This window comes from Geojedonia litorea (assembly GCF_042654525.1).
In the GTDB taxonomy this organism is placed as follows: Bacteria; Bacteroidota; Bacteroidia; order Flavobacteriales; family Flavobacteriaceae; genus Geojedonia; species Geojedonia litorea.
The window spans coordinates 243348-265303 of the sequence record NZ_JBHSGP010000005.1 but is presented as its reverse complement, the minus strand read 5'-3'; the positions used below and the strand labels follow the sequence as shown (position 1 = coordinate 265303).

General features: G+C 33.0%; 22 protein-coding genes and 1 riboswitch. Of the genes, 16 read left to right on the top strand and 6 right to left on the bottom strand.

Annotated elements, in window-relative coordinates:
• The first annotated feature begins 11 nt into the window (after window positions 1-11).
• Window positions 12-194 (top strand): hypothetical protein, encoded by a 183-nt coding sequence (locus ACFO5O_RS03175; protein ID WP_387960888.1) that lies wholly within the window; start codon window positions 12-14, stop codon window positions 192-194.
• 39 nt (window positions 195-233) lie between these two features.
• On the opposite strand, the gene ACFO5O_RS03170 is transcribed toward ACFO5O_RS03175, so the two are convergent.
• From ACFO5O_RS03170 to ACFO5O_RS03155, 4 genes are read right to left on the bottom strand one after another with little or no spacing between them, the layout of a single operon-like run.
• A complete protein-coding gene (locus ACFO5O_RS03170; protein WP_387960886.1) occupies window positions 234-776 on the bottom strand; it encodes a DUF4252 domain-containing protein in 543 nt (180 codons plus the stop codon).
• Between the two features lie 6 nt (window positions 777-782).
• The gene (locus tag ACFO5O_RS03165) at window positions 783-1352 is read right to left on the bottom strand and encodes a DUF4252 domain-containing protein (RefSeq protein WP_387960884.1); all 570 of its coding nucleotides are present in this window, start codon (window positions 1350-1352) and stop codon (window positions 783-785) included.
• A gap of 20 nt (window positions 1353-1372) precedes the next feature.
• Entirely contained in the window at window positions 1373-1855 is a 483-nt protein-coding gene (locus tag ACFO5O_RS03160) for a hypothetical protein (protein ID WP_387960882.1), read from the bottom strand.
• Window positions 1842-2351, bottom strand: coding sequence for an RNA polymerase sigma factor (locus tag ACFO5O_RS03155; RefSeq protein ID WP_387960880.1), 510 nt, complete (start codon window positions 2349-2351; stop codon window positions 1842-1844). Before ACFO5O_RS03155 ends, ACFO5O_RS03160 begins: the two co-directional genes overlap by 14 nt.
• Before the next feature lie 172 nt (window positions 2352-2523).
• On the opposite strand from ACFO5O_RS03155, the gene ACFO5O_RS03150 reads away from it, so the two are divergent.
• Window positions 2524-3981, top strand: a complete 1458-nt coding sequence (locus ACFO5O_RS03150; protein WP_387960878.1) for a S41 family peptidase — start codon at window positions 2524-2526, stop codon at window positions 3979-3981.
• A 37-nt stretch (window positions 3982-4018) separates the two neighbouring features.
• Here ACFO5O_RS03150 and ACFO5O_RS03145 read toward each other — a convergent pair whose 3' ends face one another.
• Entirely contained in the window at window positions 4019-5947 is a 1929-nt protein-coding gene (locus tag ACFO5O_RS03145; RefSeq protein WP_387960876.1) for a TonB-dependent receptor plug domain-containing protein, read from the bottom strand.
• A gap of 65 nt (window positions 5948-6012) precedes the next feature.
• A riboswitch (cobalamin riboswitch) is annotated at window positions 6013-6225 on the bottom strand.
• A 70-nt stretch (window positions 6226-6295) separates the two neighbouring features.
• Here ACFO5O_RS03145 and ACFO5O_RS03140 point away from each other — a divergent pair.
• The 6 genes from ACFO5O_RS03140 (at window position 6296) to ACFO5O_RS03115 (ending at window position 13056) form a co-directional block, all read left to right on the top strand.
• On the top strand, window positions 6296-7438 hold the full coding sequence (locus ACFO5O_RS03140) for an ABC transporter substrate-binding protein (protein ID WP_387960874.1): 1143 nt from the start codon (window positions 6296-6298) through the stop codon (window positions 7436-7438).
• A complete protein-coding gene (locus ACFO5O_RS03135; protein WP_387960872.1) occupies window positions 7439-8467 on the top strand; it encodes a FecCD family ABC transporter permease in 1029 nt (342 codons plus the stop codon). It begins immediately after the preceding gene.
• A complete protein-coding gene (locus ACFO5O_RS03130) occupies window positions 8468-9262 on the top strand; it encodes an ABC transporter ATP-binding protein (protein ID WP_387960870.1) in 795 nt (264 codons plus the stop codon).
• A gap of 116 nt (window positions 9263-9378) precedes the next feature.
• Window positions 9379-11103 (top strand): tetratricopeptide repeat protein, encoded by a 1725-nt coding sequence (locus ACFO5O_RS03125; RefSeq protein ID WP_387960868.1) that lies wholly within the window; start codon window positions 9379-9381, stop codon window positions 11101-11103.
• Between the two features lie 80 nt (window positions 11104-11183).
• Complete coding sequence (locus tag ACFO5O_RS03120) at window positions 11184-12509, top strand: DNA recombination protein RmuC (protein ID WP_387960866.1); 1326 nt, start codon at window positions 11184-11186, stop codon at window positions 12507-12509.
• The gene (locus ACFO5O_RS03115) at window positions 12502-13056 is read left to right on the top strand and encodes an acyl-CoA thioesterase (protein ID WP_387960999.1); all 555 of its coding nucleotides are present in this window, start codon (window positions 12502-12504) and stop codon (window positions 13054-13056) included. Before ACFO5O_RS03120 ends, ACFO5O_RS03115 begins: the two co-directional genes overlap by 8 nt.
• Window positions 13057-13127: 71 nt before the next feature.
• Here the strand turns inward: ACFO5O_RS03115 and ACFO5O_RS03110 are convergent, their stop codons facing one another.
• Window positions 13128-13481 (bottom strand): T9SS type A sorting domain-containing protein, encoded by a 354-nt coding sequence (locus ACFO5O_RS03110; RefSeq protein ID WP_387960864.1) that lies wholly within the window; start codon window positions 13479-13481, stop codon window positions 13128-13130.
• A 345-nt stretch (window positions 13482-13826) separates the two neighbouring features.
• On the opposite strand from ACFO5O_RS03110, the gene ACFO5O_RS03105 reads away from it, so the two are divergent.
• The 8 genes from ACFO5O_RS03105 (at window position 13827) to ACFO5O_RS03070 (ending at window position 21954) form a co-directional block, all read left to right on the top strand.
• Window positions 13827-14735: a nucleotidyltransferase domain-containing protein gene (locus ACFO5O_RS03105; RefSeq protein ID WP_387960862.1), complete on the top strand. Its 909-nt coding sequence runs from the start codon at window positions 13827-13829 to the stop codon at window positions 14733-14735.
• The gene (locus tag ACFO5O_RS03100) at window positions 14728-16194 is read left to right on the top strand and encodes a B12-binding domain-containing radical SAM protein (RefSeq protein WP_387960860.1); all 1467 of its coding nucleotides are present in this window, start codon (window positions 14728-14730) and stop codon (window positions 16192-16194) included. Before ACFO5O_RS03105 ends, ACFO5O_RS03100 begins: the two co-directional genes overlap by 8 nt.
• Window positions 16184-16966: a methyltransferase domain-containing protein gene (locus tag ACFO5O_RS03095; protein WP_387960858.1), complete on the top strand. Its 783-nt coding sequence runs from the start codon at window positions 16184-16186 to the stop codon at window positions 16964-16966. Before ACFO5O_RS03100 ends, ACFO5O_RS03095 begins: the two co-directional genes overlap by 11 nt.
• Window positions 16963-18348 (top strand): B12-binding domain-containing radical SAM protein, encoded by a 1386-nt coding sequence (locus ACFO5O_RS03090; protein ID WP_387960856.1) that lies wholly within the window; start codon window positions 16963-16965, stop codon window positions 18346-18348. The genes ACFO5O_RS03095 and ACFO5O_RS03090 overlap by 4 nt, the downstream gene beginning before the upstream one ends.
• Entirely contained in the window at window positions 18348-19112 is a 765-nt protein-coding gene (locus tag ACFO5O_RS03085; protein ID WP_387960854.1) for a class I SAM-dependent methyltransferase, read from the top strand. The genes ACFO5O_RS03090 and ACFO5O_RS03085 overlap by 1 nt, the downstream gene beginning before the upstream one ends.
• 124 nt (window positions 19113-19236) lie before the next feature.
• Entirely contained in the window at window positions 19237-20373 is a 1137-nt protein-coding gene (locus ACFO5O_RS03080; protein WP_387960852.1) for an MATE family efflux transporter, read from the top strand.
• Window positions 20370-21188, top strand: coding sequence for a class I SAM-dependent methyltransferase (locus ACFO5O_RS03075; RefSeq protein WP_387960850.1), 819 nt, complete (start codon window positions 20370-20372; stop codon window positions 21186-21188). The genes ACFO5O_RS03080 and ACFO5O_RS03075 overlap by 4 nt, the downstream gene beginning before the upstream one ends.
• Window positions 21189-21195: 7 nt before the next feature.
• Window positions 21196-21954 (top strand): sulfotransferase, encoded by a 759-nt coding sequence (locus ACFO5O_RS03070; protein WP_387960848.1) that lies wholly within the window; start codon window positions 21196-21198, stop codon window positions 21952-21954.
• The last annotated feature ends 2 nt before the right edge of the window (window positions 21955-21956 follow it).

Genomic DNA, 21956 nt, shown 5'->3' with positions numbered 1-21956 from the left:
TAGTTTAAAACATGAATAGAAACACCATAGCACTTATTTATACAGGTATTTTAACCTTATGCTTTTTTGTGTTTGGTACAATAGATATTTTAGATTACTTCATTATTAAAATAATTTTGTTTCTTGCTTTAATTGCATTACTACTTTATTGTATTTACATATTGGTGGATAAAAACGAAAATCACCCTGAATGAACAAGGTGATTTTCTATTAACATTTTAAATAAGAATCAGTTATTTAAAAAAGTCCGCAAATTGACTTATTTGCGATTCGTCTATATTAGCAGTATCTATAGCAGAATACAATTTCATAATTTTTTTAGCACTCATGTCATCACCTAAAACTCTAATGATTGCAAAGCCTTTTTCGTTTGCATTTCCAAAAAGGATAAGTTCATCTATGCTGTCTTCTTCACCAATAAACTTAATAATGAACTTACCATCTGTAGAATTTCCTCCACGCATTAATTCTTCATATTTTTCATTCTCCAAAATATCCTTCACTTTGTTAAGCTCTAATTGATAGTCTTCTTTATTGTTATCAGAAATAACAAATGCAAGCATATTAAGCTTATTAATGGATTTATACGCATCCTTTTGTTCTTTTGTTAAATTAGTTTGATCAATATTGAGAAAACTTGTAGGGACATCAATTGATGTAAATCCTGGTTTTAACTCATTATCTACAAAATACATTTGTAATGACGCATTTTGGTTACAACTTAAAATAGTTGTAACCAAAACCATCATGATTAAAATTTTGATTGATGTAGTCATTATAACCTATTTATTATTCTTAACTTTTTTAAGTTGATCACCACCAGGAACATTCATTTTGTTGGTGAGCTTTGAGATTTGCCTTAAATCAATATCTCCTGTTAAGGACAATAATACTGTTTCTATCTCTCTTTTCTTTCCATTTATAGTGATGTCCTGTCCTTTGGTAACTTCTTTTAAACCATTCACAAACATTAAGAGTTCTTTTACGTGGTTGTCGTCTTTACCTTCTTTCACATAAAACTTTACAGTTTGCTCACCATCTTTAATTCGCATTAATTCTTGTAAGTTAGACGACTTTAAGTAGTTGTTAACCGTTGCATTCATTTCACTTGCAATTTTTTCATCTCCTGTGGTTAACACTTTTAATCCGGTAATTTTACCAACCATGTCTATTAGTTCTTGGGCTTCTGGATCATCTGTTTCGATTTGAAGATCCATAATCATCTTGAACATTTTTTGATTGACTATAACTGAAGTTACGCCGGCTTTATCTTCAAATTTATCGAAAACACTTTGTGCCATAGTGATCATTGGAACTAAAGCCATTACTAGTATTACTGCTAATTTTTTCATTTTTTATTGATTTTAATTATTTACTTGTTTTTAAAAATTTTGTCTGTTGTTGTTGAGAATTCGCTTAAATAATTCACTTGAGTTACGCCTTTTTCAAATTGTGTCCCAGCCATATTAAGAGCATTAAAACTTGTAGCTCCTTGATTAAACTTAGAGGAGACCAAACTCAATGCTTCCATAGTTTGATTGTAAGCTAAAAGCGCTTCTCGTTCTTCCTTTTGGGATGGACCACTAAATTGGGTAAAGACTGAAAGCATTAACACTGCTACTGCTGCGACAGAAATCCATTTGTACAAATTGTATTTTTTAGATTTTAATGGAACGTCTTTAGTAAACTGTTCTTGCTTTGTATTGCTGAAATACTGAAACATGATGCGATAAGACTCCAAATGCGGGGCAACATTATTACCAGCAAAATAGTCTCGTAATTTTTGCTCTTCCTTAATCGAAGTCTCGCCATTATCATACTTTTCCAGTAACTTTTCTATACTATTTAATACCATAACTATGCGTATTAGTTAATTTTTCTCTTATTGTTTTTCTAGCTCTTGAGAGTGCTACTCTAATTGCCGTTTCGTTCATATCTAAAACTTTGGCAATTTCTTCAAAGTCATACTCTTCTATATCTCTCAACTGTAATATTATTTTCTGTTGTTCGGGTAACTCTTCAATTATTTTTGCGACCCAATCTATACTATCATTATTTTCAACCTGCTTTTGTAATGATACATTATGATCTTGATAATTACTATGAACAATTTTAAGATTTTGGGCTTGTTTTGACTTTAATCGATCTAAACAAAAATTCTTTGTCATGGTCATCGAAAATGCTTCAACATTTCTATAATCTTCAATTCTCTGTTTGTTGTTCCATAATTTCAGTAATATCTCTTGCGTAGCATCTTCAGCTTCTTCGTTAGAAACTAACAGCCGCTTTGCTAAACGAAAGACCTTATCTTTAAAAGGCATTACTAATGTTACAAAATCAGACTCTGTCATTACTTGGTGGTTAGTATAATCAGTTTTTATGCTGCTTATATCCTTACGACGATTAACACTTATTTTTGTTACAAATTAATTTTTAAAATACAATATTGTATGTAAATTTAGAGTTTATTATCCGACAGAAACCCGAATCGTTGTGGTATTCTGAAAAAAATTGAAGAAAGAAATGATGAACTTATTTAAAAAAAGTACCCTACTTTGCCTTGCCCTTATTTCATTAACTAGTTGTTTTGAAGATAGAGATGATAATGTCGTTTTAGCCAGTGGGATTAATGATTTTGTATGGAAAGGCATGAACATATTTTATTTGTATAAAGATGAAATTCCAGATCTGGCTGATGACCGCTTTACTTCAGATGCCGATTATGGTAATTACTTGAACAGTTTTTCTTCACCAGAATCCCTTTTTGAAAGTTTGATTTTTGACCGTCAAGTCACTGATCGATTTAGTTTTATTGTAGATGATTATATTGCATTGGAACAGTCTTTTGCTGGAACTACTAAAAGTAATGGCTTGCGTTATTATTTTTTCTCTGATCCTCAAAATGCTTCAAAAGCAATTTTGGTTATAAGGCAAGTAGTTCCTGGAAGTCCTGGCGCAACTGCCAACTTAAAAAGAGGACAATTTATTACTCAAATCGATGGCACAGATTTAACACCTGAAAACATCAACTCGTTATTAAGCCCAGATTCGTTCACCTTACATTTTGCAAATCACAACGATAATGGAACTCCAGAAACTTCTGATGATAGTTTTACTTCAAATGGTACAACCGTAAGTCTTACCAAAACTGTATTTACAGAAAACCCCATTCATCAATCTTCTATTATTGATGTCAACGGTACAAAAATTGGCTATTTATTATATAATAGATTTAATTCTAATTTTAATCAACAATTAAACACTGCTTTTGGCACGTTTAAATCGAACGCCATACAAGACTTGGTAATTGATTTAAGATATAACCCAGGTGGTTCGGTAGACACTGCTCGTTTATTAGCTAGCATGGTAACTGGGCAATTTTCTGGTCAAGTATTTTCGAAGTTGGTTTTCAATAGCACTTTGGAAAGTGAAAACATAAATTATGAATTTGTACCAAGTTTCGATGGTACAGCAATCAACAGTTTAAATTTGGGTAAAGTTTATGTTCTAACAACGGCGTCATCTGCTTCGGCTAGCGAATTGTTGATCAATAGTTTAAAACCCTATATAACAGTCATTCAAATTGGTGAAACTACGGTTGGTAAAACCCAGGCCTCTATTACTATTTACGATTCTCCAAACTTTGATCAAAATAATATCAACCCTAATCATACGTATGCGATGCAACCATTGGTGGCCAATTCCATTAATGTGAATGATCAAGCTGTTCCAGGTACTGGATTGGTTCCTGACACTCCTTTGGAAGAGCGAGTATTAAATTTAGGAGTATTTGGAAATGTTAATGAACCACTATTAGCGGCTGCTATTGCCAATATAACTGGTTCTGGACGTTATCGTCCTCAAAGCCAAATAGATGCTATTCTTATGCATGTGCCAGAAGACGAATCCAAAATGCAGGATATGTTTATAGACTCTGATCATGCACCATTTATAACAAGACAACACTCATTTAATAACTAGCAAAAAAAGCCGCTCAAATTGAGCGGCTTTTTTAATCTTATAAGCTTAAGTTAAATCCAACACTTACATTTCGTCCTCTGGTACTATATCCAAATAACTCTTGATAATCTTCATTAAAAATGTTGTTCACATTGGCAAACAATTTTAATTTATTATTCAATACGTTATGGCTAACATAAAAATCCAATAAACTATAGCTTTCTAAAGTAACTTCATCATTCATAAACGTACTGTTGTTAAAAACTGAATCGGTTCTGTCATCATTAAATTGATATGCTAAACTTAAAAACGTTTTATCACAAACCTGATAATCCAATCGCGCATTCATTTTCAACTCCGGTATACGCAAGTTTAAATCTTCTTCCACTTTTGTATATGTAGCATTAGCATTGAACGTTAACTGTTTTGTAACTTTATAGTTTGCTGTAAATTCAAGTCCGCTAGCCGTAAAATCTGTATCAATGTTCTTATACTGGTAAACAAAACTTCCAAGATCTACAAAGTCGATAAAATTTGTTTCTTTTCTATTAAAATAAACCACGCTAAACGTCCCTTTGTCCTTGATATGCAATTCTGCTCCTGCTTCAATGGTTATGTTTTCTTCAGGTTTTAATTCTGAATTTCCATAGGTTGGTTCAAATAATTGGTACAACGAAGGTGTGATGTACGCTGTGCTATAACTCGCCAAACCTTTGATGTACCCAAAATTCATGTCTTTTTTAAAGGATGGATTTAAACTATACACCAAATGTGAACCATATTCCGAATGGTTATTAAATCGCGCCCCTGCATTGATATGCAATCCAAAATCGGAGACATAAACCACATTTGCATAAGGATCGATTATGTTAAACCTTGCGGTTTCAGGATCAATACTTTGCTCTAAACCATTAGCACCAAACGGAATCACAAAACTTTCCATTTCATTTTGCTGTGCATTAACACCCAAAACAGTGTAAAATTTGTCGTTAAAATTGTAGCGATTAAAGACATCAGCAATAAAACTATTGGCTTTATAAAGTGCAGGATAACTCGAAGCAATGTCGCGATCTATACTATTGTAGGCAGCATTTAAGGTAATGCTCCCATTATTATAGGCGAATTCTGGCGACACACCTAAACGGTATTGCTTGGTTTTTGAAATATCATCAGTATCAATTCCTGAAAAAGCATCATCAAAGTCTGCTTTAAACTTATCGAAGCTTGCGTAAGCATTCATTTTAAATGCTTCACTAATGGCAAAACCTAATTTTAAGTTGCCGTTGATGGCATTGTATGCATCAGATTCTGTTCCTTTGGAAATGGCTGATAAACCATCAGTATACTGATTTCCAAAACTTGCTAGGTAATTAAAGTTTTTCAAAGTTCCATTGACAGACACGGTATTTCTAAAATCTTCAATTGCATAATTTGTGTCATTTTGGGACTGATTGGTACCAAAAACACTTTGAAAATTGGCTGAAACAGCTTTGCTTGAAGCCTTTTTCAATTTTATATTAATCACTGCGGTTGCAGCGCCAGAACCATATAAGGTACTTGAAGCGCCTTTTAAAATCTCAATACTTTCAACTTGATCGGCATTGAGTAAACGCAAATCATAATCATTGGCAATTTGTGAAGCATCCGTAACCGCATTCCCATCAATCAACACTAAAACTTGGCGATTGCGTCCACCACGAATGTAATAGGCCAAATTTTGACCTGCATTGCTTTTGGTCCCGTTAATTTCAATACCAGCTGTAGAATTGATGATTTCTGCTATCGATTTGCCTTGTAAATGCTGTAATTCCATTTGAGTGATTTTAGTAATAACCTTACCTGAATGCTCACGTTTTAAATTGAATTTAGAATCCGTTATAACCACCTCATCTAACTGTTCGATTTTTGTAGAATCGGTTTGCTGCTGTGCAAAACCAAACCATGATGTAGCACAAAGCACACCAAAAACCATTGTTTTTTTGTTCATTTTTAATTTAATTGCTCGAGAATAGCATGACTATCATACCTCAACTTTTATCCCGAAAGTTTGACTTATTTGTTTTGAACATGGCAGGTCTCCTGACTTGTTTTATGTTATTGACCTTCCCAACAATAGTGTCAGTGGTTTTTGTAGTTAATAACATCTCGTAATGAGGTGCCGAAACCAGTTCGGCATAAACTTACAGTTGCGGGAACAGCTCTGGTTTCGCACCAGATTCCCTTTTAATCCCATCAAAAATGAGAACCAAAATTCGCTGCGAAATTAAACATTTTGTTTAATGATTGATGCAAAAGCCTAAATAATATTACTTTTGAAGTTGTAAAATTGAAGGATTTGAAAAAGCGTTTTCTACTTATATTGTTAATTGTAAGTGTTTCTTGCAAAACTGAAACCAAACAAGCTATTGATACTAAACAAGATGTAGTCAATTCAGAGTTTAAATATGCCAAAGGATTTTCAATCACCTCTACTGAAAATTTCAACATATTAACCATCAAAAATCCATGGCCAAATTCTGAAAAGACTTACAAATACGCATTAATACATCGAAACATGTTGCCTATTATTACCTTAAATGCTGAAGAATTTGATGGCATTATTGCCACACCTGTTGAAAAACTGGTGGTAACTTCAACCACACATATTCCTGCTTTGGAATTGTTGGGTATTGAGCAGACGCTCGTAGGCTTTCCAGGAACAGATTATATTTCTTCAGAACGAACAAGAACTTTAATTGACAATGGGAGTATTCGAGAGTTAGGTAAAAACGAAGGTATTAATACTGAAGTATTATTAGAACTTCAACCTGAAGTAGTCGTTGGTTTTGGCATTGACGGTAATAACAAAACTTTTGAAACTATTAAAAAGTCTGGTATTCCTGTAATTTATAATGGCGATTGGGTTGAAACCTCACCTTTGGCAAAAGCTGAATGGATTAAGTTTTTTGGGGTGTTATTTAATAAAGAAAAAGAAGCTGACTCTATTTTTAAAGCGATTGAAAAAGACTATTTGGATGCTAAAAAATTAGCTTCTACAGTTAAAAGCAAGCCTACCGTCTTAAGTGGCGCAATGCATAAGGATGTTTGGTATTTGCCAAGTGGCACAAGTCCTGAAGCACAACTTTTAAAAGATGCCAATGTAGATTATTTATGGCAAGAGGTGTCTAGCGAAGGTAGTTTAGCCTTGAGTTTTGAAGCTGTATTTACCAAAGCAAAAACTGCCAATCTTTGGATAAGTCCTTCGTACTATAATTCTTTAGATGCATTAGCGGAGGCTAACGAACATTATACACAATTTGATGCGTTTAAAAATAATAGCATCTATTCATTTGTGAATTCAACTGGAGCAACTGGTGGCGTTTCCTATTATGAAGAAGGCACCACACGACCAGATTTGGTATTAAAAGATTTAATAAAAATCTGCCATCCAGAATTATTAGATAATTACCAGCCGTATTTTTTTAAACCACTTAAGTAATTGCCAAACACAAAAACATACAAACTCCCATTTATACTTTTAAGTTTACTATTAGTAGTATGCTTTTTTGTGAATGTTAGTTTGGGCTCGATATCGATTCCTACCAAAGAAATTTTTAAAAGTTTAATTGGACCTATCGATAATGACTCTTGGTATTATATCATCCAAAACTACCGCTTACCTAAAGCATTTACAGCTATTTTGGTGGGTTCTGGATTGGGAATTTCGGGTCTGTTAATGCAAACCCTGTTTAGAAATCCTTTGGCAGGACCTTTTGTATTAGGTATCAGTTCTGGTGCTAGTTTGGGAGTTGCTATCGTTATTTTAGGCGCTGGTGTTTTTGGTGGTGTTTTCACAACGCTATTGCTTTCAAAGTGGAGTGTGGTCATTGCAGCAAGTTTGGGGAGTTTTTTAGTGTTATTGGCTGTATTGGCTGTGTCTTCCAAAGTACGAGACACCATGGCTATTTTAATTATTGGTCTAATGTTTGGCAGTATTACAGCTGCAGTGGTAAGTGTTCTTTCCTATTTTAGTTCAGCAGAAAAACTACAACAGTATATTTTTTGGGGCTTTGGAAGTTTAGGAAATCTGTCTTGGTATGAACTTATGATTTTCACCATCATTTATGGATTTGGATTAGTATTGAGTGTTGTTTCTATTAAAGCATTAAACACCCTCTTACTTGGTGAAAACTATGCAAAAAGCCTTGGCCTAAATATTAAAAAGAATCGATTAATCATTATCGTTGCAACCAGTTTATTAGCAGGTACCATTACCGCTTTTGCTGGACCAATTGCTTTTATTGGGTTAGCTATTCCGCATATGGTTAGACAAATTTTTACCACCTCCAATCATAAAATACTATTGCCAGCCGTATTTTTATTTGGTGCCATGGTGATGCTAATTTGTGATAGCATTGCCCAATTACCCACAAGTGATTATACTTTACCTATTAATGCTATTACATCGTTAATTGGTGCTCCGGTCGTAATTTGGCTATTAGTTAGAAAACGTAAAATGTTATTTTAAATGGAAGGTCAAAAGCAACATAATATTCTTCAGACTATAGATCTTTCTATTGGTTATTCTTCAAAGAAAGACGAAATCCTTGTAGGATCAAATATCAATATCGCTTTACATAAAGGAGAACTTGTAGGTTTGGTTGGCGCAAATGGCATTGGGAAATCTACTTTGTTACGTACCTTGACCAAGGTTCAAAATCCTTTAAGAGGTTCCGTAATTCTAAATAATAAAAATCTTTCAGAATATCAGTCATTAGAACTTGCCAAAGGATTGAGTTTAGTATTAACAGAACCTGTTGCATCAAAAAATTTAACCGTTTTTGAGTTGGTAGCACTCGGAAGACAGCCGTATACCAATTGGGTGGGCAACCTATCGGATAAAGATCTCGAAAGTGTGCATTTAGCCTTAACTCAAACCAATATCAACGATTTAAAACATAAAAAATGCTTTGAATTGAGCGATGGGCAGCTCCAAAAAGTAATGATTGCTCGTGCATTAGCGCAAGATACCGATGTGATTATTCTCGACGAGCCAACAACACATCTCGATATGTACCACAAAGCCTATATACTCAAATTGCTTCAAAAATTGGCTAAAGACACTCAAAAAACTATTTTATTTTCTACTCACGAAATCGATTTGGCCATTCAATTATGTGATACGATGATTGTGATGACAAAAGATGACGTTGTGACCGATTCACCTTGTAACCTTATCACAAAAGGAACATTTGAGACCCTTTTTCCGAAAGATTTGATTGCTTTTGATCAAAAAACGGGGAGCTTTAGAGTAAATAAATAAGCTTTTATTACTCGCTAAAATTTATTAACTTTAGTCAATTCATTTTCAGTCCTTTAATCCTACTTTTTTGATTTGATCTTCTTATGGCAATGGATTAATTTAATCATATTGTTGTCATGAAAACAAAATTAAGTCTTTTAGTATTTTCACTTTTAACACTAACTGTTGCATTAGTCTTTTATAATAAAGAAGAAGCGTTTGATTACACTAGTAAAGTTGGACTAAATGCCATCAGTTGCACTCCCGCAAAATTCCTTTTAACGGATATTGATACTACCAAACAAATAGCGCCATTATTTGAGAATCTTGGTACGCATAGTTATACGGTTAGCACCAAAAATGCTTTAGCACAACGATTCTTTAATCAAGGATTGCGCCTCACCTATGCCTTTAACCACGCTGAAGCACATCGCTCATTTATGGAAGCCGCACGATTGGATCCTAATTTAGCTATGGCCTTCTGGGGACAGGCATTTACTTTAGGCCCTAATATCAATGATCCTTTTCCTGATGATGAACGTAAAATAAAAAGTCATGAAGCAATTGAAAAAGCAATTCAGCTTTCTAAAAATGCCACTAAAAAGGAACAGGCACTTATAAATGCATTAACGAATAGGTATTCAACAGATCTCACAAAAGACATTTCTGAATTGAATCATGCCTACATGAAAGCCATGACTGATGTAGCTGCCAAATATCCAAATGATTCAGATATTCAAACTTTATTTGCTGACGCTGTGATGAATACAGTGCCTTGGAATTATTGGGATAAAGAAGGTAAGCCTTCTCCAAATATTTCAGAAGCAAAAGCGGCACTTGAGAAAGCTATGGCATTGAGTCCAGATAACCCTGGAGCTCATCATTACTACATTCATATGGTAGAGCTTCCAAAACCTGATTTAGCCATTCCCAGCGCCGACAAATTGGGAAGTTTAATGCCTGCGGCGGGTCATATTGTTCATATGCCGTCCCATATTTACATTCGTGTTGGACGCTATAAAGATGCGGTAAGAGTGAATCAACAAGCCATTTTAGCCGATGAAGATTATATTTCGCAGTGTTATTCGCAAGGTATGTATCCGTTAGGTTATTATCCACATAACATTCATTTTCTATGGTCGGCTGCAAGTTTACTTGGTGATAGTAAAACAGCTATAGATGCCGCTAAAAAAACAGCCGAAAAAGTACCTGTTGGAGAAATGCAAGAACTTCATTTTCTACAGAATTTTGCAGCCACACCTCTTTTGGCCTATACTCGTTTTGGTAAATGGAACGATATTTTAACCTATCCAAAACCAAATGATAACATCAAACATCTAAAACTCATTTGGCACTATGCAAGAGGCATTGCCTTTTTAAGAAAACATAATGTGAAAGAAGCTCAAGAAGAACTTGACGCCATTTCTGAACTGGTAAATGACCCAGACTTGGAAACTTTGGTAGCTACTGGTTTTGATAATGGAACAGCTATTGCGAGTTTAGCTTATGAAGTCGTTGCGGGTGAAATGGCTGCAGAAAAAGTCGATTTAGAAACAGCTATTGAGCATTTGGAAAAAGCCGTTGAACTGGAGGATAACTTAATCTATAATGAACCTTCCGCTTGGTATATTCCTCCAAGACAGAATTTAGGGGCTATTTTAATGAAAGCCAAAAAGTATGCAGCAGCCGAAAAGGTTTATAAGGAAGATTTAGAAGATTTAAGGCAAAATGGCTGGTCACTAATGGGCTTATACCAAAGTTTAAAAGCACAAGGAAAGTTGATTGAGGCCGAAAAAATTAAAACAGAATTTGAGACTGCTTGGCAAGAATCAGATGTTGAAATTCAAACGTCTATTCTTTAATTGGTATTTATTATTTTAAATTTAATTTGAGTTATAATTTCCTTCTAAAAAATTTATCTTTGATAAAATTCAATTGATAAATGAACGACAGTATTATTCTTATTCTCGCCATTCTTATTTCGGGAGGCATTGGTGCATATATTGGCATGACCATTTCTAAACTTAAAAGTAAAAGTGATAAAAGCACTTTAGAAGAACGTCAACATCAACTGACCAACACCATTCATGAACTCAAAGAGAATTTAAATAAGCTAGATATTGACCGTGATGCTATTAGAAAGGAAAAAGAACTATTGAGTTCTGAATTGACGCGATGTAATACTGAATTTGAAAATCTTCAAACACAAAACCTTAAACGCGATGAAGAAATAGCAAAACAGCAAGAACAATTACGTAAAGATTTTGAATTATTAGCCAATAGAATTCTTGATGAAAAATCCGAAAAATTTACTCTTCAGAATAAAGAAAATATTAAAAACATTTTAAGTCCACTACAAGAAAAAATACAAGGATTTGAAAAAAAGGTTGAAGATTCTCAAAAGGAAAGCATCAGTATGCATTCGGCTTTAAAAGAGCAATTATTGGGGCTTAAAGACCTCAACCAACAAATGACTAAAGAAGCTACTAACCTTACTAGGGCCTTAAAAGGTGATAGTAAAATGCAAGGAAACTGGGGCGAATTGGTATTGGAACGTGTGTTAGAAAAATCTGGATTAGAAAAAGACCGTGAGTATTTTGTACAACAAAGTTTTACCACTACAGATGGTTCTCGTGTATTACCTGATGTGGTGTTGCATCTTCCAGATAATAAAAAAATGGTTATTGACTCCAAAGTTTCTTTAACCGATTATGAGCGATATGTAAATGCAGATGAAGATGACCGTCCACAGTTTCTAAAAGCACATGTGAACTCTATTAGAAAGCATGTCGATCAGCTTTCAGACAAAAACTATCAAGATTTATATGATATAGAATCACCAGATTTTGTATTGATGTTCATCCCTATTGAACCTGCTTTTGCAGTAGCCATTAATGATGATAATAGCTTATATAATAAAGCATTTGAAAAAAATATTGTGATTGTAACACCCTCTACCCTATTGGCAACGCTGCGTACCATTGATACTATGTGGAATAACGAGAAGCAGCAGCAAAACGCCATAGAAATAGCCCGACAAGCTGGAGCGCTTTACGATAAGTTTGAAGGATTAGTTAACGATTTAACTGGTGTAGGTAAGAAAATTGACGATGCTAAAAAAGACTATTCTTCGGCTATGAACAAGTTAGTTGATGGAAAGGGTAATTTGATTACAAGTGTTGAAAAACTTAAAAAATTAGGTGCAAAAGCTAAAAAGGCCTTACCAGAACCTATTTTAAAACGTGCATTAAACGAAGATGATGAATAAGCCCACTTTATACAAAACCGTAGACGCAACACGTATATCTATATCAGAATTGATGCAGCCATCGCATTCCAACTTTAATGGTAAAATTCATGGAGGTTATATTTTGAACCTCATGGATCAAATAGCCTTTGCCTGCGCTTCAAAACATTCAGAAAATTATTGTGTAACCGCGGCAGTTGATACGGTGAATTTTCGCAAGCCTATTGAAATTGGCGAGCTTGTTACCATGAAAGCTTCTATTAACTATGTTGGAGGCACTTCAATGGTGGTTGGGATTCGTGTTGAGTCTCAAAATATCAGAACAGGTGAAGTGAAACATAGTAATTCTTCCTACTTCACTATGGTGGCAAAAGATTCGGATGGGAAATCGATTAAAGTTCCGGGGTTAATTTTAAAAAGTGACGTTCAAGTTAAACGATTTTTAAAAGCTATAAAACGAATTGAATCAAAAAAAACGAGACAAATTGAATTTGAAGGCAAAGAATTTTCTCGCGAAAATTACATGAATGTGTTAAGTGAGCACAATGTAAAACTAGAAATCGATTAGGTTTCTAGTTGATTTAAAATAAAAAAACCATCAGCAATTACTGATGGTTTTTTTCTATATTAAAATCTAATTTACTGTTTAACAAAGCGCTTGGTTTGAGTAGCTTTATCTGTTGAAATCTTAACTAAATATACGCCACTATTCCATTTAGAAATATTAATGGATGATTTCAGCGAATTCATTTCAACATCATAAATTACTTTCCCCAAAACATCAAATACAGTGAGCTTGGCATTTTCAAATCCGGCAGGTAAATACACATTCAAGAAGGATGTCGCAGGGTTTGGAGAAATGACAAAGTCTCTATTAGCTTGTAAATACGAAGCTTCTAATGTGTTTGAAATTTTGGATTGTGAAGTCGAACCAAAAGTACTTGAGAAACCAAATACTAAAAAAGATAAAATTAAAAGTAGTTTTATTTTCATAAGCGTAGGTTTAGTCTTTAGCTAATTTAATGATTTTTAGCATATAAAGCCAAGCCAATTAACTAAAAATTTAGATTGACAAACTTAAATACAAAAATAGATGTAATTCAAGTCAATTCTTTCGAAGCTTACAATAGAAACATTTAATCATTGAGGTCTTGAACAACTAAAAAACAGAATTAGCCTAAAATAACCGTTCTTTTAGTGAAATAAAATAATAAAGTTCTCATTAGTGATTTAGCAAACTTTTATATCAGGAATTTTTCGATCAATATTGATCTATATTTAAATAAAATGACTTAACTTAATCATTGCTGTTTAAAAAGAATACTTAAATCGAATATCTTGACAACTCTTAAGACTATACTATACTTTTCGATCTTTAATTACCCAGTAACAAAGGGTGAAATCTTTAAATTTTCAAGTAGTAATGATTTAAAGGTTATTGAACAAGAAATCGATATTCTTTTGAGTAGAAAAATCATTTTTAAAATAAAAGGTTTCTATTTAAAAGTAAATTCATTTGATTTAGTACAAAGAAGGATGGAAGCCAATAAGCGTGCAAATTCTATTATGCCAAAGGCTTTAAAAGTTAGCAAACTTATAGGCAAATTTCCATATGTAAAAGGTGTTGCGCTTTCTGGTGGTCTGTCAAAAGGGATTTTTCATGAAGACGATGATGTGGACTTTTTTATCGTCACAGCCGCCAATAGACTTTGGATTGCAAGAACTTTTTTAATCCTCTACAAAAAAATATTCTTACTGAATTCTAAAAAATATTTCTGCATTAATTACTTTAAGGGGATAGATGACCTTGAAATTACAGAAAAGAATAAGTTTACGGCCATGGAAATCGCTACTCTGATTCCTACTCGAGGAGAAAAAGTTTTTCAAGAATTTATTAGACTGAACCAATGGGTAAAATATTATTTCCCAAATAAGGGATTTGAGGAGAATTTTAAATTTGTAAAGAACATCCAAAAACCTATGATTACAAAATTGATTGAAGGCCTACTCGAAAATAAATTTGGAAATATATTAGATGATTTTTTAAGAAGTATAACGTTATATAGATGGCGGAGTAAGTTTAAATTCCTACCAGAAAAAGACTTTAAAGTAGCTATGAAATCGACAAAAAATGTCTCAAAACATCATCCACAAAACTTCCAAAAAAAAGTCATTGAATCGTTAAATGAGCATTATTTTAAAGTACAAGAAAAACATAAAATAACATTAGAACCAGAACATGCTTGACGTTGTTTTTTCCCATTCTTATTTTTATAAATTCGATCCAAAGCAATGGAAGAATAAAACTCCGTTTCCTCCCCTTGGAACACTATATGCTGCTTCATATTTAAGACAAAACTTTTATAATGTTGGATTATTTGACACTAATTTAATTGGCGATCTTAAAACCCTTGAACCTTATCTAAATCAACACCAGCCAAAAGTGTTTGCCATTTATGATGATGGCTTTAATTATTTAACCAAAATGTGTTTGACAAAAATGCGTGAAGCAGCTTTTCAAATGATTGTTATTGCCAAGAAATTAGGATGTGATATAATTGTTTGTAGTTCAGACGCCACAGACCATTACAAAAAGTATATGGATGCCGGAGCTGATTTTGTTATTCAAGGTGAAGGAGAACTCACTCTTAAGGAGTTAATTGATTGTTTATCTAAAGGTATTTCATTTTCTAACGTGCAAGGTATAGTTTATAAAAATAATGGAAGCATAGTTATTAATGGGAAACGTCCGGTGTTAAAAGAGTTAGATATGTTGCCATTACCTGCATGGGATTTAGTAGATATTTCAGCTTATAAAACGATTTGGAATTCCGGTGGAAAAGAATTTACACTTAACATTGTAACCACCAGGGGTTGTCCATTTAAGTGCAACTGGTGTGCTAAACCAATTTATGGAAATCGGTATAACTCACATTCACCAGCATATGTAGCAAACCATATTGACTATCTTCAAAACACCTATGGAGTAAGTCGATTTTGGATGTGCGATGATATCTTTGGCTTAAAACCCAATTGGGTTCAAGATTTTAATAGAGAGCTGAAAAAGAAAACCTTAAACATTTCATTTTATATGCAAAGTCGGGTTGACTTACTTTTAAAGGAAGATACTATAGATGCATTACACGACAGTGGATTGGAAGAAGTTTGGGTAGGAGCCGAAAGTGGATCGCAATATATTCTGGATGCCATGGATAAAGGGACAACAGTTGACCAAATTTTTAAAGCAACTAAATTGCTGAAAGAAAAACACATTAGAGTAGCATTTTTTATACAATTTGGGTATTTAGGGGAGTCCAAAGCAGATATTGAAAAAACAATAACTATGATCAAAGAACTTCAGCCCGACAATATAGGTATTTCAATTTCGTACCCACTCCCAGGAACAAAATTCTATGAAAAGGTCAAGGCAGATTTAAAATATAAAGCAAACTGGACCGATTCTGATGATCTTGCCATGATGTTCGATGGTACATTCCATTCAAAATATTACAAAAAATTGCATCGATACGTTCATCAAGAATATAGGAAAAGTCTAGCTTTAAGAAATTATAAAAAAGCTTTTTCCAGTCCTTTATCAATTAACAAATCTCAAATCAGGTCGATGTTACTTATCTTTTATTATTTTCTGTCGGCACTTTTATACCGATTCCAACTTAAAAATATGCAACCAGGCAATGTTCAATAGCTTTGATTTAGCGGCGAAAGACTACGATAGATCTTTCACTAATTCCAAAATTGGAAAATATCAACGAAAATTGGTTTATGATTATTTTTTAAGAACAATAGATAACAACAAAAAATTAGATATTTTAGAAGTCAACTGCGGTACAGGAGAAGATGCCATTTGGTTGGCAAAACAAGGGCATAAGGTGTTGGCAACCGACATATCAGAAGCAATGCTGCATACAGCCCAAAATAAAACTAACTTAAGCAACTTAAATTTTCAGTTGTTGAATCTCAATAATCTCGATAAAATTGAGTCCAGCAAAAAATATGATCTCATATTTTCCAATTTCGGAGGTTTAAACTGTATCTCTTCCGAAAAATTAATAAAATTCTTTTCAAATTCTCGAAATAAGCTTAATGAACAAGGCAAAATAGTATGCGTAATTATGCCAAAAAATTGCATTTGGGACAATATTTATCTTTTTTTCAAAGGAAAATGCAAATTATTATTTAGAAGAAACAATAACAATGCTGTTAACGTCAGTGTTCATGGCCATCTTGTTTCTACATGGTATTACAACCCTATGGAATTAGAATCTTTCGCTAATGATTATTTCGACGTAGAAAACTACGCTCCAATAGGGTTATTTGTTCCTCCATCATACCTAGAATCATTTTTCTCCAATAAAAAGTTTATTTTAGGAGTGTTAGCTTGGCTCGACAACCATATGAAATTTAAACGATTGTCAAAATTTGCAGACCATTTTATAATTACATTCAAAGCAAAATGAATATACTATTAACCCATGGGTATTACTTAAGTGAAGACAAAAAGGAAGGAAAAATCATGAAACCCTACCCGCCTTTGGGATTACTATACATTTCTTCATACCTAGAAAATAATGATTTAAAAAACCTAGTGTTTGATAGTACATTTAGCTCGCTAAAATTTCAGTTGGATCATATTGAAAAACACAAACCGAAAATTATTGGAATCTACACAAATTTAATGACAAAAACCAACGTCATTAGGCTTGTAAAACTCTTAAAAAAAGAAGCCATTTATGGCTCTCCAGTCATTATTCTTGGTGGACCGGATGTAACCTTTAATTGTGAGAATTATTTGAATACTGGGGCCGATTTTTTGGTTATTGGAGAAGGGGAAGAAACAATGTATGAACTGTGCAAGGCAATATTGTCATTAAGCGATTTTAGCAGGATTAATGGAATTGCTTATATGAAGGATGGCAACTTGATTAAAACTCCCGAACGTTCAAAAATGAAGGATTTGAAAAACTTGCCCATACCAAATAGAGAGGCAATTGATTTTAAACCCTATTTAAATACATGGAAAGTACATCACGGCAAAAGTTCCATGACGATTAGTACGCAACGAGGGTGCCCATATACCTGTAAATGGTGTAGCACTGCCGTATATGGGGTCAGTTATAGACGGCGACCAGCCAAACAAGTTGCTGAAGAAATAAGGCAAATTAAAAAAACCTACAATCCAGACGCCATATGGTTTGTGGACGATGTATTTACAGTTAGCCACAAGTGGATTGATGAGTTTTATAAGGAAATGAAAAAGCACAATGTTAAAGTTCCTTTTGAAATCATTACTAGAGCCGAACGCCTTAATAGCGAAATACTTAAAAAGCTTAAAGAAACCGGCTGTTTTAGAATTTGGATCGGGGCAGAAAGTGGATCTCAAAAGGTCATTGATGCCATGGACAGGCGGGTAAAAATTGAGACTGTTAAGCAGATGATTCAACTGACCAATTCTTACGGTATTGAAACAGGTACGTTTATCATGTTAGGCTATCCAGGAGAAACCGAAAAAGATATTAATCAAACCATTCAGTATCTCAAGGAAGCCAATCCCACACATTTTACTGTAACAATTGCATATCCCATTAATGGCACCACTTTGTTTAATGAAGTTCAAGATAAAATAGACATCCTTCCTGATTGGGAAACCTCAACCGATAGGGATATCGATTTTAAAAGAGCTTATTCAAGAAAGTTTTACGATTATGCTACAAAATTTGTAGTCAACAAAGTCAATCTTTTTAAGTTGACTTCAAATGCAAAAAAAAACAATTTAGTGCAATCACTTAAACTGAAAACAAAAGTAGCCATAGCTTATCAAATGATGCAAATTTACAAATAATGAATTTTCAATCTTTGTACAAATTAAATGATGTGGTCTGTTTAACTGAAAAGAAAGTGAAAGCCAATAATTTGTACATCGAAGTACGTAAAAATGAAAACAGGGTTCTTGAAGATAGTATTGTGGTCAAACTTCCCAATATCAATCCATCAAACCCACATGCCGAAGAATGGAAACTACGAAAAATAACAGCTATACGTTTTATTGATTACTTAAAATCAAAGCCACAAAACATCAGCATTTTAGATATAGGATGTGGTAATGGTTGGTTTACGCATTTAATGGCAGAAGTGCCAAACTGTAAAAACATTATAGGTTTGGATATTAACACTTTTGAGTTGGAACAAGCAGCAAGGGTCTTTAAAAAACACAATCTCAAGTTTATTTATGCAGATATCTTTAAGGTTCCATCAGAATTCAACACAAAATTTGATATCATTACTTTAAACGCAACTATTCAATACTTTAAAGATTTTAATGAAACCATATCACTATTAATTTCCTTTTTAAAAATTCATGGTGAACTTCATCTTTTGGACAGTCCATTTTATAAAAAATCAAAATTGAAATCGGCTAAACACAGAACTTTAAACTATTATACGCGTTTAGGATATCCAGAAATGGCCAATTATTACCATCATCATTGCTTTGATGACTTGGTAGATTTTGAAATCATATATGAACCAAAACGAGTAACTTGGAGAAGATTGATAGGTAAAAGAAAATCCCCTTTTTTGTGGGCAAAAAAGACCAAATGGTCATAAATATTAAAAATAAGCTGTTTATGATACCATATATATATTATCGCCAGCTTGGACCATATTGTTACTTTTTTGTGCTAAGAATGCAAAGTTGGAAGTTTTCAATTGCTTGAATATAAAATTCATAATGAACAAGCTAAATATAATCGCCTTAAATATCATAAGAAGTCTAGCAACGCCTATCTTCAATTTTTTGATTACCATAATTGGAGTAATGGCTTTAGGCAAATACCGATGGGGGGACTTTGTTCAAATTATTTTATGGATTTATTTATTTGTGTTTATATCCAATTTCGGAAATAGGGATTTTTTGATTAGATCCTTTAGCAAAAGCCCTTCTAAAATAGATAGTTTATTTTTTACCAATTTGAGTTCGAGGTCGATATTGTTGGTTTTAAGTTTAGTTTTTCTAATAATATTTCCGTTAAAAACCGCTCTACTAAGTGTATTGTTAGGCCTCTCGATTTTTCTCTACCAAAGCCTTGAAAGTCTTGTTATTTACTTTCAAAAATTCATTGTTCAAATTGTTGCTGAATCTGTTGGACTTCTCATCATTGTTGGAAGCATCTTATTTTACAACAATTTAGACACCAATTTGCTTCTGTTAATTTACTGCATATCGTTTTGGATAAAAACATTTCTCATTTTGTATGACCTAAACCTTAATTATAAAGCTTTTAAATTTCATTTTTCATACGCACAGATTAAAGAGAGTTTACCCTTTTTTCTAATTGGGTTTAGTGGTTGGTTGGCATCAAAGGCAGATATTTATATGGTAAACATCATGCTAACCAAAGAACAATTGACCGAGTATCAACTACTAATGACTGCTATTTTGTTTTTACAAGGAATTGCGGCATATATAATCTATCCTTTTACAAAACATATGTATAGGTTGCCACTTAAATTTTTTAACAGGGCAAAGCGAATATTAGGTTTGGTTAGTGTGCCTATAATTGTTTTATTTACGGTTATTACTTGGTTTGTTTATGAAGAAATTATTGAGTTAAACATACCTCAAAGTCACTATATTTTAGGGGCATTATTATCCTTACCTTATTACTTTTTTTTAATCGATATTATTGCATTATATAAAATTAATAAAGAGATTAGTGTGATGTATGTTAATTTTGGATCAGCTATTGTCAATATAGTTCTAACACTCCTATTGATTCCTATTTTTGAGGTTATGGGAGCCTTGGTAAGTGTATTGGTGATTCAATATTCGAAATTGTTTTTATATAAATCAAAATTGATTCGATGAAAATATGGCATCCAAATAATGTAGACTACGTCCCATTAAGTGCTTTGTCTAAATACTGTAATGATGGTTATTACGATATTATTGATGCCAATGAATCAATAAAATTGCAAGTGTTTTTAAAAAGTTATGAAGACCATTCAAGGTCGCAAAATTTAGAGCCTTTCAATCACACATTGTACCAAGACCTTCCGTATTCAATACACACCAAAGTATGGAAAGAGCGCCAGAAAGACCTCAAAATAATAGATGAACTATTACAAAATAAACCAAACTCAAATATTTTGGATGTGGGATCGTGGAATGGATGGCTTTCCAATCGCCTTTCTATAAATGGGCATAACGTTGTGGCAGTGAATATATTTACCGATGAAATCAACGGGTTAAAATCACAAAAAAATTATGACACGAAATTTATCTCACTTCACTTATTACCACATGAAATTTATAGAATAAAACATTCTTTTGATGTAATCATATTTAATCGGAATTGGGCCCATCTTCAAAACCGCGGCAAAATATTCAATGATGCCAAAAATAGATTGACTAAAAATGGGATAATTGTTTTTACGGGCTTAGCTATTTATAAAAATAGTACATCTATTCGCAAAACATTAAAAATAGCAGATGAAGAATTTAGAAATAAATATGGTATTCCTTTATATTTTTTCAATTCCAAAGGCTATCTCGATTATTCTGATTTACCGTTTTTTAGGTCACGTAAAATCAAATTATTTGAATATCATCCTTTAAGGAGTCTTATCAAGACCTTTTTTTCTAAAAAAGCGAAATTATACTACGGTATTTATCAAAAATAATAACGGGATGAAATCTTTAAAACAAATACTAATTAAAATCTGTCATAGGGTATATCCTCAAAAAAAGACTGATTTAATTTTGATAATGTCCCATATGCGGTCGGGAAGTTCGTTACTCGAGCATATTTTATCAACAAACGATCAAATTTTGGGAATTGGTGAACAAAATAGAATATATCGCAATAAAACTGATTTGGAACTTATAGAATATCGCGCTAGATGGGTCTTAAAAAAATTCCTTAAGCGGTATAAATATAGTGTTGATCAAATTTTACATAGTGAATATATTTCTGATAGGAGCATCTTAAAGGATAATTCCATCAAGTGTATATTTCTAATTCGTAAACCAATGGAAACTATTTCAAGTATCGAAAATCTTGGAGGATATCCTTATAATATTAATAATCGAGGAAAATTTAATTCCATTAACTATTATAACAAAAGAGTCAGTGAACTGATCCAAATAAGCCGACTAATACCAGCAAACTCACAATTTTTCTTAACTTATAACGAATTGATATCAAAACCAGATGAAACATTGCAATCACTTAGGGATTTCTTGGAGTTGAAAACACCGCTTACAAAAGAATACAAATTAAAACCAACAACAGGAAAAATGGGGGATCGATCAGAAAACATTAAAGCTGGAACAATTATTTTAACCAAAAGTAAAACCATAAAACTAGGCAAAGAAATTTGCAGCAAACTTGTAGCCAATTATAAAAAGGCCTATAACTATTTTAATTTTAAACAATTGTTAATTTGAAG

Bases quoted from the DNA above. Each gene is read 5' to 3' on its own strand.
- ACFO5O_RS03090 (WP_387960856.1), top strand. From the start codon at position 16,963: ATGAATATACTATTAACCCATGGGTATTACTTAAGTGAAGACAAAAAG.
- ACFO5O_RS03160 (WP_387960882.1), bottom strand. From the start codon at position 1,855: ATGGTATTAAATAGTATAGAAAAGTTACTGGAAAAGTATGATAATGGC.
- ACFO5O_RS03125 (WP_387960868.1), top strand. From the start codon at position 9,379: ATGAAAACAAAATTAAGTCTTTTAGTATTTTCACTTTTAACACTAACT.
- ACFO5O_RS03155 (WP_387960880.1), bottom strand. From the start codon at position 2,351: ATGACAGAGTCTGATTTTGTAACATTAGTAATGCCTTTTAAAGATAAG.
- ACFO5O_RS03085 (WP_387960854.1), top strand. From the start codon at position 18,348: ATGAATTTTCAATCTTTGTACAAATTAAATGATGTGGTCTGTTTAACT.
- ACFO5O_RS03145 (WP_387960876.1), bottom strand. From the start codon at position 5,947: ATGAACAAAAAAACAATGGTTTTTGGTGTGCTTTGTGCTACATCATGG.
- ACFO5O_RS03165 (WP_387960884.1), bottom strand. From the start codon at position 1,352: ATGAAAAAATTAGCAGTAATACTAGTAATGGCTTTAGTTCCAATGATC.
- ACFO5O_RS03075 (WP_387960850.1), top strand. From the start codon at position 20,370: ATGAAAATATGGCATCCAAATAATGTAGACTACGTCCCATTAAGTGCT.
- ACFO5O_RS03070 (WP_387960848.1), top strand. From the start codon at position 21,196: ATGAAATCTTTAAAACAAATACTAATTAAAATCTGTCATAGGGTATAT.
- ACFO5O_RS03080 (WP_387960852.1), top strand. From the start codon at position 19,237: ATGAACAAGCTAAATATAATCGCCTTAAATATCATAAGAAGTCTAGCA.
- ACFO5O_RS03110 (WP_387960864.1), bottom strand. From the start codon at position 13,481: ATGAAAATAAAACTACTTTTAATTTTATCTTTTTTAGTATTTGGTTTC.
- ACFO5O_RS03130 (WP_387960870.1), top strand. From the start codon at position 8,468: ATGGAAGGTCAAAAGCAACATAATATTCTTCAGACTATAGATCTTTCT.
- ACFO5O_RS03115 (WP_387960999.1), top strand. From the start codon at position 12,502: ATGAATAAGCCCACTTTATACAAAACCGTAGACGCAACACGTATATCT.
- ACFO5O_RS03095 (WP_387960858.1), top strand. From the start codon at position 16,184: ATGTTCAATAGCTTTGATTTAGCGGCGAAAGACTACGATAGATCTTTC.
- ACFO5O_RS03150 (WP_387960878.1), top strand. From the start codon at position 2,524: ATGATGAACTTATTTAAAAAAAGTACCCTACTTTGCCTTGCCCTTATT.
- ACFO5O_RS03100 (WP_387960860.1), top strand. From the start codon at position 14,728: ATGCTTGACGTTGTTTTTTCCCATTCTTATTTTTATAAATTCGATCCA.
- ACFO5O_RS03120 (WP_387960866.1), top strand. From the start codon at position 11,184: ATGAACGACAGTATTATTCTTATTCTCGCCATTCTTATTTCGGGAGGC.
- ACFO5O_RS03170 (WP_387960886.1), bottom strand. From the start codon at position 776: ATGACTACATCAATCAAAATTTTAATCATGATGGTTTTGGTTACAACT.
- ACFO5O_RS03175 (WP_387960888.1), top strand. From the start codon at position 12: ATGAATAGAAACACCATAGCACTTATTTATACAGGTATTTTAACCTTA.